The organism is Stenotrophomonas sp. 96582_Sma (genome assembly GCF_056480905.1).
Genome location: NZ_CM151122.1, coordinates 629,809 through 644,762, shown reverse-complemented (window position 1 = coordinate 644,762; position 14,954 = coordinate 629,809). Strand labels below are relative to the sequence as shown.

Genomic DNA, 14,954 nt, shown 5'->3' with positions numbered 1-14,954 from the left:
GTTCACCTGCCGCGCACGGTGCTTTGGGATGATGCGGGCATGGTGCCGCCAGTCCTTCCTGCTGATCCGTCCTCGCCGTTGCGCCGCCGGCTGCTGCGTGCGGCAGTGGTGGCACCGCTGGCCGCTGCGCTGACCACCCTGCCCGGCTGCTCGCCGCCGGTGCAGGTCGATGGCACCTTCCTGCAGCCCTGGCGCAGCCACCTGCAGTGGGACCTGGCCGACTGGCAGCGATCCTTGAAGCTTGCACGTACGCTGGGCTGCCGGCAGCTGGTGCTGCAGTGGACCGGCATCATCGGTGGCAGCGACGGCGACTGGTCACTGCCCGACGGCAGCCTGCAGCAACTGTTCACCGCCGCCAGCGAGAACGACATCCGCATCCGCGTCGGCCTGCCCTTCCAGCAACGCTGGTGGCAGGCCATCGGCGCCGACGATGCCACGCTGCAGGCCTTCCTGGCCGACAGCCTGGCGCAGGCACGCCGCTGGTTGGCACAGGCGCCCTGGGCGCAGCAGCCGGCCTTCGGGGGCTGGTACCTGCCCTACGAGCTGGAGCAGTACCACTGGGCCGATCCGGCCCGCCAGCACTGGCTGGCGCAGTGGCTGCACGGGCTGGTGCAGGCGGCCAGCGCACGCGGTGGCGACTGCGCGATGTCCTGCTACTTCAGCCGCCTGCAGACCGATGGCAACCTGGTCACGCTGTGGCAGGCCGTGCTGGCCCAAGCGGCGGTGCGGCCGATGGTGCAGGACGGTGTGGGGGTGGCCGGTGTCGGCAACGTGCAGCAGCTGCAACCGCTGCTCGATCATTTCCACGCACACGGCATCGGTTTCGATGCGATCGTTGAACTGTTCCGCGAACTGCCCGGCGGCCCTGCCGACGGCAGCGGATTCAAGGGCGAAACTGCCAATGCCGCGCGCGTCCAGCGGCAGTTGGCATGGGCACGCGGCAGCGGCGCACAGCACGTGCTGGTCTATGCACTGGAGCCATGGCTGACCCAGGACACGCCGCAGGCCGCGGCGCTGCGACGACGTTGGGGCCTGCCTCAGTAGTAGAGGATGGCGGTGGCGAACAGACCCTTGGCGCGCTGCGTATCACCGCCGCCGATCGCGAAGCGGTACTGCACGGTCAGGTCCAGGTAGGAGCGCGGTGTGTTGTAGTGGTCCTCGCGAAACCAGTAGCGCACGCCCACGCCCGGGCCCGCGCCAAGGGACCAGCTGCGCTGCGTATCGTTGAGCGCGAACGACTGCGCCGGGAACAGCGGGTAACGGATGTCGCGCACGCGCGAGCGCTGGTCCAGCCAATCGGCGCCAACCACGACATAGGGTGTGACCACCCAGTGCGTCTGCCCGGCACCGAAACGGAAGCTGCGCCCGGCACGCAGTTCACCGGCAGCGAACCACTGTTCGCGATGCAGGCGCCCGTTGGCCTCGCCAAGGCGCCGCACCGGCGTGCCGTTGGCATCGAGCGCGTCGAGGGTGAAGGTGGCACCGTTGTCGTCCCAGGTATATCCCCCCTGCGCATAGCCACTGACCATCCACCACTGGTTCACATCGGTGCGCAGATCGGTGCCGTGGTAATAACCGTAGGTCAGGTAGGACATCCATCCACCGGAACCGCTGGCCAAGCGGTAGCGCGCCAGCGTGCTGGCTTCCAGTGGCCGGCTCAGGGCCAGCTGCAGGCGGCACTGCACCGCTGCCGATGCGGGGTAGACCTCGCCCTGGCGGGTGGCGCTGCCGAGGAACTGGCGGCGCTCGATGCCGGCGCTCAGACCGGTCTGGCCAAACGCGTAGCGCAACCCGAACGAGGCGATGGTGGACGGCCAGCCGGTGGTCGAGCGCGAATGACTGAGGCGCTCGGCGCGTGCACGCGCATCCGGCGTTGATTCGCCGGTGCACGGATCCACCGCACGGATCGACTCGTAGGTGCCGCCCTCGTCGTACAGCGTGTTGAGCAGGCGTGCGTAGAGCTCCAGCGTGCCATGCTGGTCGTTGAAGGCCGGGGGCCGCCAGAACGCCTCCAGCGTACTGAACACCGAATCGCCGGGCGTACTGATCGCCGCACCGCCGACATTGGTTGCGGCCTGGCGCGCCCCCCGGAAACCGGCCGAGGCGATCACGCCCCACTCGCGTGAATAGTTGGCGATGGCATTGCGCACGTTGTAGCGCTGATGCTCATCCAGCGGCAGCTCACCGACGTCGGCGCGGTCGATGGCGCTACGCAGCAGGGTCACCGCCTGTGGATGATCGCCGTTGGCTGCGCTGGCGTAGGCCTGGTCGAGCACCACGCTTTTCGGTGCCTTGCCGGTGGCCTCGGCGGCACGGAAGTCGGCCAGTGCCTGCGCCGGTTCGTGCGCCTTCTGGTTGAGGTAGCCGCGCTGCATCAGCGCCTCCGCATCGTCAGGACGCTGTGCCAGTGCCGCATCCAGGCGCTGCCGTGCTTCGTCCTGCTGTGCGCGGTTGCCCGCTGCCAGCGTGGTGGTCAGCAGGGCTTGCAGGTTCGCGTCGTCCGGTGCGAGTTGCACGGCCTGCCGCGCCTCACCGATGGCATCGGCGTAGTCCTCGCGCGCGTAGGCAGCGTAGGCGCGCTGTGCGGCACCGCCATCGCCCTGCAGGTCGGCCGGCGTCAGCTCGCAGACGTTACCGGTATCACCGGACTGGCAATGCTGGACGGGTGCCGGGTAGGTCTGGGCGCTGATGCGGGGAAGCGCGCGACTGGAACGGATCGCCCGGGCGCGTTGCTCGATGCCCTGCTGCAGCAACTGCTGCGCGCGTGCATCGCCCGCATCCGTCGGCAATGCCGACTGCAAGGGTGCCAGCAGCGCCGCGGCGCGCGTGCGGTCGGCACTGGCCAGCGCCGCATCCACCGCCAGCAGACGCACGTTGTGTTGCTGCGTTGTCGACCCCGGCGCAGCGAGTGCGGCGTCGAAATCTTCATTGGCCCGCAACGTGCTGCCCTGGCGCTGGCGCAGGTAACCGCGCATGACCCGTGCATTGAGGTCGTTGGCATCTACCTGCAATGCCTGATCAGCACTGTGCTCAGCGTCGGCCAGCTGATCGCCCTGCAGCTGCGCGGTGATCAATAGCAGCCGGTATGAAGCCACGTCGGGGGCCAGTTCCACGGCAGCGTGTGCCTGCTCAATGGCGGCGGCATCCTCGCCTCCGGACAGCGATTGATAGGCCTGCTGGGCCTGCAGCAGGGCGCGTTGGCGACCCAGTGCCACGCGCCGCGTGCGCAGCGCCTCGGCATTCGGTGCACCCAGCTGCAGCGCGGTGCCGATGGCGGCGTCGGCCTGTTCGGGCTGTTGCTGTGCCTCCAGTGCTGCCACCCATAGCAGGGCCCATGCGCCCTGTTTCGGCTGCTTCCGGAACGCCTGCTCGGCCTTGCTGGCCGCCTCTCCCATCCGCCCGGCGTCATAGGCCGCGTACGCCTCGGTGGCCAGCGCGTAGGCCTGCTGCCTGCTGCGGTGTGCGGCGCTGCCGACCGGACGAGATGGGGATGTCGTGCGCGCACCTTCGCCTCCGGTTGCCGCGCTACGTGCAGCGGTGGCAGCCGCCAGCGCCGGCAAGGCCGGATCCTTCATCCCCGCGTCCAGCGCACGCCGCGCCTGCTGCTGCGCTTCTGCACCACGCCCGAGTTTCTGCAGCGCATAGATCTGCAGCAGGCGCAGCCGCACCACGTCCGGGCGCAGCCGGATCGCTTCAGTGGACTGCTGGTACGCCGCTCGGTAGTCACCACGCTCATAGGCGGCAAACGCCTGTTCGGCGATGCGGTAGGCCGCACCGGACAATGGCAGCGGCGCATCGGCCTGTGCCAGTACCGGTGCGGTGGCTGTAGCCAGCGCGACAGCAATGACGGTGGACAGCAGCGTGGTCTTCATGCCGGCAAGGCTCCTGGAGGCGGCGACTGCAGCGTGGCCGCACGCCGGCGCTGTTCCTGCATGGCCTGGGCCACGGCCTCCTCGGTGGTGATGCCCTGCTTGACCAGGTAATCGCCGATGCGGCCGTCGCGCTGCGGCATGTAGTCATCCAGTGCGATCTCGAAGCGCGCGTGGTCGATCAGGCGCATTTCCACCAGCAGGTCGCCCAGCAGCGGCACGTTGTCCAGGTGCCACTGCCGGTCGCCGCCGATCAGGCGCAGGCCCGCGTTGATTTCGCTTTCGCGGGCGATGCTCTGTTCGACGTGCTCACTGCGGGTTTCCTGCTTCAGCAGCGCCAACGCCTCTTCGGGCAATGGGCTGGCGACGGCCAGCCGCAGGGTGCCTTGCTCACGCGGTGGCAGCGGCAGCATGCGCCATTGCACGCAGGCATCGGCACTGACCGGGAACTGGCAGGCGCGCAGGTAGTCCACGTCGATGACCGCGCGTGGCAGGTCGCCCTGGAAGGCGATCGCCTCGGCCAGCGTTTCATCATCCAGCCAGCCCTGGGTGAGCAGGATGCGGCCCAACGGCTGCTGGCGGCCTGCCTGCTGCTGATCCAGCGCCTGCTGCAGGCGTTCGGGTTCCACCGCCTGCCAGGTGGTCAACAGCTCACCGAGCTGCTTGCGGGTCTGCACCAGCTGTGCCGCATCCGGGAAGTCGTGCATGGTCTTGTCCCAGACCATGCGCTTGCCGAACAGCAGGTAGGCCAGGAACACCTTCCACGCGCGCGCGGTGGCCATGAAATTGATCATGTTGCCGACCACCATGCGAGGGATCGACATCAGCGCATGCTCCCAGCCATACAGCCGGTTGACGAAGTAGAAGCGCTGCACGACGCGGGTGGCCAGCGCCGCCGTGGTCAGCAGCGCCACGTTCATCTGCCAGGTACCGGCCTGGAACACGCTGGGAAACTGCATCGTCCACAGCCCGGTCATCTTCAACAGCCAGAACAGCAGCAGCTGCAGGAAGATGACGTAGGCGATGATGCTGACGAACGAGGTGATGATGCCCTTGCGGTCGCGCGCCAGCAGGTACTTGGTGGCCAGCGAGCCGCGCCAGCCCAGCGACTCCCAGCTCTGCAGGCCGATGCCCAGCACCCACCGCGCCTTCTGCCGGTACGATGCGCGGAAGTTGTCGGGGAAGTACTCGCGCACGCACAGCGCCATTTGCTGGGTGCGCTCGCGTACCGGGCCCCAGCCGAACCAGGACGGGCGACGCACGCGGAACTGCACCGGGAAGCGCGCGAAGATCGACTGCATCCCCATCGCCGCCAGCCGCGCACCGACGTCGTAGTCCTCGGTGAGGCTGTCGGTGTTGAAGGGCTGGTTGTCGGTCTGCGCGCTCAGTGCCAGCAGCGCGCGCCGCGAGAAGCAGGTGCCGACGCCCGCCGACGGCACCATGCCGGAAACACTTTCACGCACCACCAGATCCTTGGCATGCCATTCGGCGAACTCGTCCATGTAGACGCCGGCCACCAGTTCGTACCACTCGCGGTCCAGCGAGGTGACCGGCAACTGGATCATGTCCTTGCGCGGCAGCAGGTAGTTGTAGAAGCGCAGTTCCATCGGGTGCAGCACGTCCTCGCTGTCGTGCAGGATCACCCCGGCGAACTCGATGTCGTGGCGTTTCTCGTAATCGAAGATGGCCAGGATCAGCCAGTTCAGGCAGTCGGCCTTGCTGGTCGGCCCGTCATGCGGCACTTCCACGCGGCGCAGGCGCTTGTAGCGGCGGCGCATGCGCTCCACTTCGTCGATGGTCTGCTGGTCGTTGGGATAGGTGCCGACGAACACGACGTACTCGCGGTAGTCGAGTACGTTGATCATGTTCTCCACCATCTGCGCGATGACGTCGTACTCCATCCACGCCGGCACCATGATCGCCAGCGGCTGTTGCGGCCGCTGCAGCAGGTCTTCCTGGGTCAGTGGCCGGTACGCCTCGCGACGCTTGATGGTGAGCGCCCGCCAGCTCTCGCGCACCCAGTACCAGACATCGATGAACAGGTCATCGAGGCTGGAGATCAGGATCAGCACGGCCACCGCAGCCGCCGTGGTTTCCAGGGCAGCGTAGTAGTTGGCCAGCTGGATGTTCCAGAACAGACCGTCCACGGTGGATCAGTGCCCTGTGTTGGCGGACTTGCGGCGGCGCACCTGGGTAACGCGGGCGGCCAGCAGCGCGAACACGATCACGCCGACCAGCAGCAGCAACCAGACCATGTGCCGTTCCCACTTCGATTGCGGATTGCCGTCCTGCGCGATACGCGTGCCATAGGGATCCTGGCGGTCGAATTCGCGCACGGCCTCACTGCCGTCGAGCACGGCGAGATCACCGCGCAGCAGCCGGAACGGTGCGCCGAACGGCGGTGCCTGTGCGCCCAGGTCGCTGTACAGCACGCCGAGCTGTCCGCCGGCGGTGCCGACCTGCACCACCGCGGCACGATCCAACCCGCTGACATCCAGCAGCGGCTGCGGCTCCCCGCCGAGCAGCAGATGACCGTCCTTCAGGCCGGCCACATCGACACCCGATGGCGCCACACCGAACGCCAGCCACGGCGCACCCGGGCTGACCGCCGCACCGGCATCGACCACCTTCAGTTCCGACGCCTCCGGCGAGGCACCCACTGCACTGGCCACCGCAATCACCTTGCGCAGCGATGCCGGTGCATCCTGCAGCCACGTGGCCGGCACGAACACCTGGTTGCCGCGCGACAGCTGACTGCTGGCGCCGACGAAATCACTGCCCAGCGACCGCTTGGCCAGGGTCAGGTGGCTGCTGGGCAGGATCGAGACCGGATAGGCGGTGGCAGGATCGTGGCAATAAGGTCGTGCCGGCTGGCGCAGGAAGCTGACGCGGATCTCGTTGCGCGCCGACAGCGCGTAGGCCGGCACCTTGGCCACCAGCCGTTGCGGCTGGCCATTGGCCGACAGCACCTTACCGCCCAGCAGGTAATCGTTGAAATGGATCGTGGCCACCGCGCCCTGCCCGGCGGCGTTGGGCGCCGCCGAGACATCGATCACCACTTCCTCGGGCAGGCGCCCATCGGCCGACAGCGTGCCGAGGTCGAAGGTGGCACTGCGGTCCGCGCGGGTTACCACATCCATCGTACCGGCGATGTTGCCGAGCCGGCTCAGCAGCACCTGGTCTCCGTCCAGCTTCGGTGTTCCCGCCGCGCTGACCTGCAGGCTGCGGCCCAGCGCATAGCTGCGCCACTGTTCGGCGAACAACCCGGCGACCTTGCCCGCCGCCGCCGGGTCGACCACCAGCGTCGGACGGCCAGCAACGGCGACCACGCTGACCGATGCGTTGGCCGTGGGCTTTTCCAGGCCGCCCATATCGGTACCGCGCCACGCGGCGAAGGCAGCGCCCGCATCGGCACCCGTAGCCGCAACCTGTACGGCCAGCGCGTCCAGTGCCGCGCGTACGCCGGCCCGCAGCGCATCGCTGCCGATCATCACGTCAGCGGCCAAGGGTCCGCTGTCACGCAGCGACAGCAGCGCCCCCACTTCGGCCAGGTCCTTGATCGCATGCGTGCGCTCGCCCGCAGCCAGCGCGGCATAGGCTGGCACGCCCTGCAGGCTGGCCGGGATGCTGATGCCGGCCAGGTCGACACTGTCACCGACCTTGGGCAGCGCCACCACCTGCACCTGCTTGCCACCGCCCTGCAACGCGGTACCGATGCGCCAGGCGGCGTCGTAGGCGGGCGCCTGCAGCGCCTTGCCGTCCACCAGCAGGCGCACCTGCGGTGGCAGCGCGCCCCAGGCCTTGGCCACGGTGTCCACGGCGCGGCCGTCGAAGCGGTAGCTGAAACGCGAGTCCGGCGACAGCCGCAAAACGTTGGCCGGCGCGCTCTGGTCGGCACATTGGTAGTCGGAGACGATCGACCACCAGCCGACGCCGACCCGCACGAAGCCGTTCTGGCGAGGTTCGCCATCAATGGCCAGCAGCTGGCTGGCGTCGCCCTGCGCATCGGTGATCGAGCGCGCGGCGATCGGATCGCCATCGACCGACCACAGGCCGGAAGTGCGCCCGGCGTGGCCGCGCACATAGCGCCCGTCCAGCTGCAGCTGCGCATCGCGGGTGGCGACGCCGGCCGGCACCGGCAGGTAGACCTCGCGCTGGCTCTCCTGCCCGCTAAGCACCAGCGGCTGGCGGAAACCGAGTTCACGCAGGGTCATCTGCCGGTTGACCGTGCTGTCGCCGCTCCATTCGGCGAATTGGCCGGCGACGCTGTCGGCGGCATGGGCACTGGCAACCACGCCCGACAGGACGAACGCGGCGGCGGATGCAAACAGGGGAGAGCGGCCGGTCTGGGTCATGGCGTCACTTCGCGTGGATGGGGGTGGGCGGCACCGCTGTTGCGGAGGCCGGGCGAGAATTCGGGAAGGGGCGTGCCACGCAGGGCGGCGACGATGCGCGCGCTGGCACGGCCATCGCCGTAGGGACTGGCATCGGGGTCGAAGTGGGTCGGCTGCGGTGGTTGGGCCAGTGCTGCGTTGACCGCCTCGACAATGCGCGAGGGCGTGGTGCCGACCAGCGTCACCACACCGGCCTCGACCGCCTCCGGGCGTTCGGTGACGTCGCGCATGACCAGCACGGGCTTGGCCAGCGCAGGCGCTTCTTCCTGCACGCCACCGGAGTCGGTGAGGATGACGTCGGCGCGCTGCATCAGGCGCACGAAGCGCAGGTAGTCCTGCGGCGGCACCAGGTGCACGTTGTCGAGATGGCCGAGGTGGGCGTTGACCGGGCCCTGCACGTTCGGGTTGAGATGCACCGGGTACAGCACCTGCAGGTCCGGCCGCCGCGCCAGTTCGGCCAGTGCACGGCAGATGTCCTCGAAGCCCTGCCCGAAGCTCTCACGGCGGTGGCCGGTGACCAGCAGCAGGCGACGATCGGGGTCAAGCATGTGGAAGGGTTCGTCAGCCCGCGCACGCAGCGCCGGGTCGGCATCCAGCCGCTCTACGGTCTGCTGCAGGGCATCGATGACGGTATTGCCGGTGACCAGGATCTGCCCGCCCAGGTGTTCACCGGCCAGGTTGGCGCGCGAGCTGGGCGTGGGCGCGTACAGCTGGTGGCCGACCACATCGATCACCCGCCGGTTCATTTCCTCCGGCCACGGCCGGTTGATGTCGCCGGTGCGCAGGCCGGCCTCGACGTGACCGATCGGAATGCGGTGGTGGAACGCGGCCAGTGCGGCGGTCATCGCCGTGGTGGTATCGCCGTGCACCAGTACCCGGTCCGGACGAACCTGCGTGTAGAGCGCGTCAAGCCGTTCGAACAGCTTGGAACACAGGCCATTGAGGGTCTGGTTGGGCACCATGACATCGAGGTCATGGTCGGCGGTGATCGCGAACAGCGACATCACCTGGTCCAGCATCGCCCGGTGCTGGCCGGTGATACAGACCACCGATTCGATGTCCGCAGCCTCCGCCAAGGCCCTTACCAGCGGCCCCATCTTGATCGCTTCCGGTCGCGTGCCGAACACCGACAGGACCTTCATCGCAGCGCTCCGAAAGGTCGGCGCGAGGGAATGCCAGGAGCTGTAGCCACGTCTGGATCCTTTCGGCGTTCCCGTCCAACACCCGCAGGCAGGAGACGGTCACCTCATGAGGAAACTCCAAAATCGCGACGTACATCACATTCGAATGATGGTACGTGCGTCGTGGCATTGATCTTCATCGTTGGAAGATCAAGACGCAGTCAACGCCGCCCGTGGAACGGGCGACGTTGCGGTGGAACGCAGCAGTGGCGCGGCCTGCGGCCGACTTACTCGTACTGGATGGTGAAGGTGGCCTGGCCGTTTGCGACACCTGCACCCACCGTGCCGGCCTGGGTCTGCACGTAACGCGCGCGCAGCGGCAAGGTCATCGTGCTGGTGCCGGGCGTGGTGGTACCGACGTTGACGGTCTGGCCGAAACGCACTTCGCGCTCGGTGCTGCCATCACGCTGGACCATCTGGATGCCGATGCGGGTGGCACTGTTGGTGGCCGCGCTGAGCTTCAGCACGCCCGGCATGTTCGAGCTGTCCTGGTCGGCATCCAGGCGGATGCCGATCTTGCTCTGGTAGGCAGCAACGTTGCTGCCCTGGCAGTTCAGGCGGATCTCGAAATCGCGATCGACAGCCCTGGAACCGACACCGGTGAAGGTGGTGTTGGGCACGCTGCCGAAATCGACAGCAATGTTGCGGCTGCCGGCCTGCACTTCACAGGTCGGGCTGACCACGGTGGTGCCCGAGCCCCTGAAGGTGGAGGTCAGCACCGGGCGGCTGGGGCCATCACCATCGAAGTAGTAGGTGGTGAAGCGACCGTTCGGTGCGATCACGCCCGAACCGGTCTGCGCGGCGGTCTTGATCAGCTGGATGCGGAACTGGCCACCGATCAGCGAGATCGTGGAGTTGGCCGCGAAATTGATGGTATGTGGGTAATAGGCCTGGATCGCGCCGGAGTCGCGGAACAGGCGGATGCCCACACCGGCCACGCCGGTCTCATAGACGTTGGCAAAGCCGGCCACCGGTCGCTTCTGCGGCGCGTTGACGTACTCGCCTGTCGAGTAGCCGCTATACCAGTAGTCACAGCGGGCAACGCTGTTCTGCTGGTTGATCGGCACGCTGATTTCCTTGATCACGCCACCCACCGGTGTACTGGGCAGGATCACGATCTGACCCATGTCCATCTGCACGTCCTGTGCAACGAAGCCGTTGATCTGGATGCGGCAGGCCGCACTGGCCTGCTGCGCCAGCAGCACGCCACCCAGCAGGGCCAACGCGGCCAATGCCTTGCGGCCACGGGAAGAAATCATCGGCATGCTGCCTCCAGCGGGATGAAGCCGGTCTTGGACGCGTCGGCGCCCGCCGGTACCTGGTAATCAATGGTGCAGCGCTGATCGGCACCTGCGCCCCACTCGACCTGCAACTGGCCCTGGTTCTTCTCGCTGCGCACGTACAGGCGGCCGCCCTGGCTGACCATGCCCACCGGCTGGCCCTGCTCGTCCTTGACCTGCGCACCGAACGGCATGGTGCGGCCATCGGGGTTGCGCACCTGGATCAGCAGCGCGTTGCCCTTGCGGGTATCGAAGCGCAGGTAGCTGATGGCTCCGGCGAACGGCGCGATCGACTGGCTGGTGCTTTCCAGCTCGACGTCGTGGGCCATGCCCTGCGGGTCGAGGGTGACGGTATTGAGGCGGTACGGCGACACGTACGGGACCACCGCGTAGCCGCGGCCGTCGACGCGCAGGCCCGGGGCGTTGCTGACAATCGCATCGCGTGCGCCCGGCGCTTCCACCAGCACCATGGTGTCGCCACGCTGCGGGGTGAAGGTGAAGCCGCCCGGATGCACGACCACGCTGCCGTTGGCACCGACCGACGCCTGGCGGAAATCGCGCGAGTGGCTGTAGGTCGCGTTCAACGCGCTGTAGCGGCTGCGGTATTCCGCACTGCCCACCGCGGTGGTGCCACCTTCGCGGGAGTCGGACAGCGCCACACCGTAGCTGAAGTTGTTGTCGATGCCGGTCGAACCGGTGATGCCAACGCGGCTGTTGTCGTAGCCACCGCGCTCGCGCACGCCGAGGTCGGCGCTGAACGACACCGGATGCGAACCACGGCCCAGCGGCACGCTCATCGACAGCAGGTACTGGGTGTCGGAGCGGCCGAGCACGCCCTCTTCGGTGCGCAGCGCCGAGAAGCCGTAGTTCACCGAACGCCAGGCGTTGTTGTAGCCCACCTGATACTGCTTGGAGGTGCCGGGGCGGTCGTAGAAGTCACGCACCGAGCCGGTCACGTACAGCGCGCCGCCGCGACGGCCCAGCGGCTGGTTCAGCGTTACCTGGAACTGGCTGCGCTGACGGCCACGGGTGGTCGGATCGATGCCGCGCTTGTCCGAATCACGGCCATACAGCGCGTCCTGCAGGCTGTAGAAGCCTTCGGTCGAATAGCGGTAGGCGGCCAGGGTCAGGTTGGTCCCGGTCTCGCCGATCATGTTGCTGTAGCTCAAGCGCACGCTGGCACCGGTGTGGTTGCCGTAGTGGTCGAACGTCGTACGTGCGTGGGTGACGTCGGCGGCGAACGCGCCAACCGGCGTGGACAGGCCGACGCCGTACAGCAGCGACAGGTAGCCGTCGCTCAGTGCACTGCCGCCGTACAGCGTCAGCTGGTTGCCGATACCGCGCTGGTAGGTGCCCTGCACCAGCCACGGCTCATCGGCCAGCAGCTTGTTGCGCACCTGGCCGGCGGTCAGCGAGTAACGCGACACGCCTTCGCGCAGCATCTGCGGCACCGAACCGAACGGAACCTTGAATTCGCGGCGGCGGCCATCGGCCTCGATCACGCTCACTTCCAGGTCGCCGCCGTAGCCGGTCGGGTACAGGTCGTCGATGACGAAGCTGCCCGGCGACACGGTGGAGGAGTAGATCAGCTGCTCGTTCTGGCGTACTTCGATGCGTGCGTTGGTCTCGGCGATGCCGCGCACGACCGGCGCGTAACCGCGCAGCGAATCGGGCAGCATGCGGTCGTCGCTGGCCAGGCTGGCACCGCGGTAACCGATCGAGTCGAACAGTTCACCGGTGGTGTAGGCCTCACCGATGGTGAGCATGCCGCGCACCTGCGGGATGCCGCGCTGCGCATAGGTGGCGATGCTCTGCCAATGGCGGCCATCGCCCTCGGACCAGGTCAGGTTCGAATCGTGGCGGAACTGCCAGCCACCCAGGTTCATGCCGGCGTTGAGGCCGAGGTAGGCACTGCGGTTGCGCTGGCCACCTTCGACACGGCTGTCGCTGTCGATGGCATTGAAGCTGTAGCCGACGAAGCCGGCATTGATGCCGCGGTCCCACAGCGCCGGGTTGACGTAGCCGCGTGCCTCACGGCGCAGGAACACCTGCGGGATGCTCAGGTCGTAGCGCAGGTTGCCGCTGTCATAGACACCATAGGCATTGGCCATGCGCTGCTGGACCGGCACGCAGCTGGTCTTGTCGGTCGGCACGGACGGATCCTGCTGCAGCAGCACGGCTTCGCTGTCCACGCCCATTTCTTCCAGCATCGGCAGCGGCAGGCAGGCGTCGACACGGCCCTGCGCATCGGCCTTGAACTGCAGATCGCGACGGCCCTGCCAGGCACCGTTGACGTAGACGTCGACACGGTAGTTGCCGGCCACCATCGGGTTGCCGTTGCTGAAGGCCGCCAGATCGACCTGCTTGGCCTGGCCAGACAGGAAGCTGGAGTTGAACTGGGCCGATTCCGGTGCACGCGCATTGGCCGCACCACTCTGCGCCATCAGCGCCTGTTCGCCGAGATTGGCCGGGGCAGCCAGCGCCCATCCTGGGCAGGCCACGCCAGCAACCAACAGGCAAAGCGCCTGATGGATCGACAATGTCAATCTGTTTCCGATCACACTGACATTCCTTCAATTCGCCGCACAGCGGCGGTGGCGGGATGCGCAGGCCCAAGGCCGGCGCGGCGCGTTCAGCCCCCGGTGCTGCCGAGGCGGATGGTGTGTTCCACCCGGCCGCCGTAGTCGTTGATGGTGATGAAGCGGACCTGGTCGGTGCCCGCCGGTGCGGCGAACTCCAGGCTCTGCTTCGGCGCGACCATCGCGCCCTTGTCCTCGACGGCCTTTTCACTGCTGCCGGTCACGGCATGTACTTCGGCCAGAGTGACGTGGAAGGGGCTCGGGTTTTCCACCCGCAGACGGTCGCCCGTGCGGGTCCAGCGCAGCGCTGCGGGCGCGTCGTTGGCGACGCCCTTCAGGCCCTGCGGCCGGTAGAAAAGCTTCAGGCGCGAACGGAACGCGACCTGCAGGTAATTCTGTTCGCCGCTGTCGGCGTTGTCCGGGGACGGCGGAACATCCAGCACGTTGAGCCAGAACACCGACTCGCGGTCGGTCGGCAGCTGCGCGCCGGAGAAGATCAGTCGCAGCGCCTGGCTGCGGCCCGGCTCGACGCGCGCGATCGGCGGCGTCAGCACGAACGGGGCATCGCTGGTATCGGCGGTCTGGTTGGCGTCGCCGCTGTCGATCCAGGCCTGCACCAGCGCCGGCGAATCGCCCACGTTGTCGACCTGCACGGTGACTTCGCGCGCCTGCGCCGGATAGATCACTCGCGTGCCATTGACCACCACGCCGGCCAGAGCGTTCTGGCAGAAGGGCAGCGTGAACGCTGCCAGCAGCAGCGCCCGGGGAAAGAATGCTTTCATCGGAAGTACTACGCTCGAGGTATGTGGCCAGGGGCCGCGAGGCACTGGCCGGCGCGTACGCCGGCCAGTGCGGGTACGACTACGATCAGTTGTAGATGATCGTGTACTTGACGCTGCTGGTGACGTCGCCCGGGGTGGCGGCGGCAGTGGCGTAGTACTCAGCGTAGTAGTTCAGATCGGCCGAGCCGTCGGTGCCGACGGTGACCCACTGCGAGTTGGTCTGGGCCTGGCCAGCGCCTGCAGCCTTGATCGGCAGGACCTGGTTGTTCGAGCCCAGCAGCTGCAGCTGCACGTTGGTGGCAGCGTTGGCCGAAGCCTGGTTCAGCAGGCGGCCGGTGTTGAAGTCAACGGTCGAACCCGGCTCGAAGTAGGTCGCGACGTTGCCGGCGCTGCACTTGGTCAGGTTGATGGCGAACGGGGTGCGACCGGCAACGTTACCGGCGGCGGCCAGGGTGTTCTTGGACACGGTCGGCAGGTTGACGGAGAAGTCCTTGCCGCCCGGGGTCGAGATGGTGCAGGTCTTGTCGGTCACCTTGCCGTTGAAGGTGATGGTGCCGTCGGCGGCGTTGGCGGCCAGCGGAGCGGCGGCCAGCATCAGAGCGGCGATGATATTGATCTTGTGCATTCGCTTTTACCTAACCCTACTGAAGAGATGAGAAGTAGAGGAGGAAGCAAGGAGCACTGCCGGGCTATCAAGACCCATCCTTGCGTCTCACCTGTGGCCGGACTCGGACATACCTTCCCCTGAATCCGTGACGCAAGTATAGGCACAACTGTGATGAAAGTCTCATTATTTTTCTGAACGCCAATTCATTGACGCCTCAAATGTGACGTGGTAGGCGGAATGAGAGCCCGGCGGGCGTGGGGGA

Annotated in this window: 9 protein-coding genes; 1 reads left to right on the top strand and 8 read right to left on the bottom strand. The window is 67.4% G+C overall.

Annotated features, from left to right (window positions below; translation table 11 throughout):
- Positions 1-39 precede the first annotated feature (39 nt).
- Positions 40-1,044 (top strand): DUF4434 domain-containing protein, encoded by a 1,005-nt coding sequence (locus ACZK2R_RS02880; protein WP_180838552.1) that lies wholly within the window; start codon positions 40-42, stop codon positions 1,042-1,044.
- Here the strand turns inward: ACZK2R_RS02880 and ACZK2R_RS02875 are convergent.
- The 8 genes from ACZK2R_RS02875 to ACZK2R_RS02840 form a co-directional block, all read right to left on the bottom strand.
- Positions 1,038-3,872, bottom strand: coding sequence for an NfrA family protein (locus ACZK2R_RS02875; RefSeq protein WP_180838551.1), 2,835 nt, complete (start codon positions 3,870-3,872; stop codon positions 1,038-1,040). The two genes, ACZK2R_RS02880 and ACZK2R_RS02875, sit on opposite strands and share 7 nt — an antisense overlap.
- A complete protein-coding gene (locus ACZK2R_RS02870) occupies positions 3,869-6,016 on the bottom strand; it encodes a glycosyl transferase family protein (RefSeq protein WP_134950783.1) in 2,148 nt (715 codons plus the stop codon). The genes ACZK2R_RS02875 and ACZK2R_RS02870 overlap by 4 nt, the downstream gene beginning before the upstream one ends.
- A 6-nt stretch (positions 6,017-6,022) precedes the next feature.
- Entirely contained in the window at positions 6,023-8,224 is a 2,202-nt protein-coding gene (locus tag ACZK2R_RS02865; RefSeq protein ID WP_180838550.1) for a hypothetical protein, read from the bottom strand.
- A complete protein-coding gene (gene wecB / locus ACZK2R_RS02860) occupies positions 8,221-9,405 on the bottom strand; it encodes a non-hydrolyzing UDP-N-acetylglucosamine 2-epimerase (RefSeq protein WP_180838549.1) in 1,185 nt (394 codons plus the stop codon). The genes ACZK2R_RS02865 and wecB overlap by 4 nt, the downstream gene beginning before the upstream one ends.
- Before the next feature lie 266 nt (positions 9,406-9,671).
- Complete coding sequence (locus ACZK2R_RS02855; RefSeq protein ID WP_180838548.1) at positions 9,672-10,709, bottom strand: fimbrial protein; 1,038 nt, start codon at positions 10,707-10,709, stop codon at positions 9,672-9,674.
- Positions 10,700-13,264, bottom strand: coding sequence for a fimbria/pilus outer membrane usher protein (locus ACZK2R_RS02850; protein ID WP_478488022.1), 2,565 nt, complete (start codon positions 13,262-13,264; stop codon positions 10,700-10,702). Before ACZK2R_RS02850 ends, ACZK2R_RS02855 begins: the two co-directional genes overlap by 10 nt.
- A gap of 92 nt (positions 13,265-13,356) precedes the next feature.
- Entirely contained in the window at positions 13,357-14,085 is a 729-nt protein-coding gene (locus ACZK2R_RS02845; protein ID WP_032128056.1) for a fimbrial biogenesis chaperone, read from the bottom strand.
- An 85-nt stretch (positions 14,086-14,170) separates the two neighbouring features.
- Positions 14,171-14,710 (bottom strand): fimbrial protein, encoded by a 540-nt coding sequence (locus tag ACZK2R_RS02840; RefSeq protein WP_032128057.1) that lies wholly within the window; start codon positions 14,708-14,710, stop codon positions 14,171-14,173.
- Positions 14,711-14,954 lie beyond the last annotated feature (244 nt).

Excerpts from the sequence above, each read along its gene's own strand:
- ACZK2R_RS02880 (WP_180838552.1), top strand. The coding sequence starts at position 40 with ATGGTGCCGCCAGTCCTTCCTGCTGATCCGTCCTCGCCGTTGCGCCGC.
- ACZK2R_RS02875 (WP_180838551.1), bottom strand. The coding sequence starts at position 3,872 with ATGAAGACCACGCTGCTGTCCACCGTCATTGCTGTCGCGCTGGCTACA.
- ACZK2R_RS02865 (WP_180838550.1), bottom strand. The coding sequence starts at position 8,224 with ATGACCCAGACCGGCCGCTCTCCCCTGTTTGCATCCGCCGCCGCGTTC.
- wecB (WP_180838549.1), bottom strand. The coding sequence starts at position 9,405 with ATGAAGGTCCTGTCGGTGTTCGGCACGCGACCGGAAGCGATCAAGATG.
- ACZK2R_RS02855 (WP_180838548.1), bottom strand. The coding sequence starts at position 10,709 with ATGCCGATGATTTCTTCCCGTGGCCGCAAGGCATTGGCCGCGTTGGCC.
- ACZK2R_RS02845 (WP_032128056.1), bottom strand. The coding sequence starts at position 14,085 with ATGAAAGCATTCTTTCCCCGGGCGCTGCTGCTGGCAGCGTTCACGCTG.
- ACZK2R_RS02840 (WP_032128057.1), bottom strand. The coding sequence starts at position 14,710 with ATGCACAAGATCAATATCATCGCCGCTCTGATGCTGGCCGCCGCTCCG.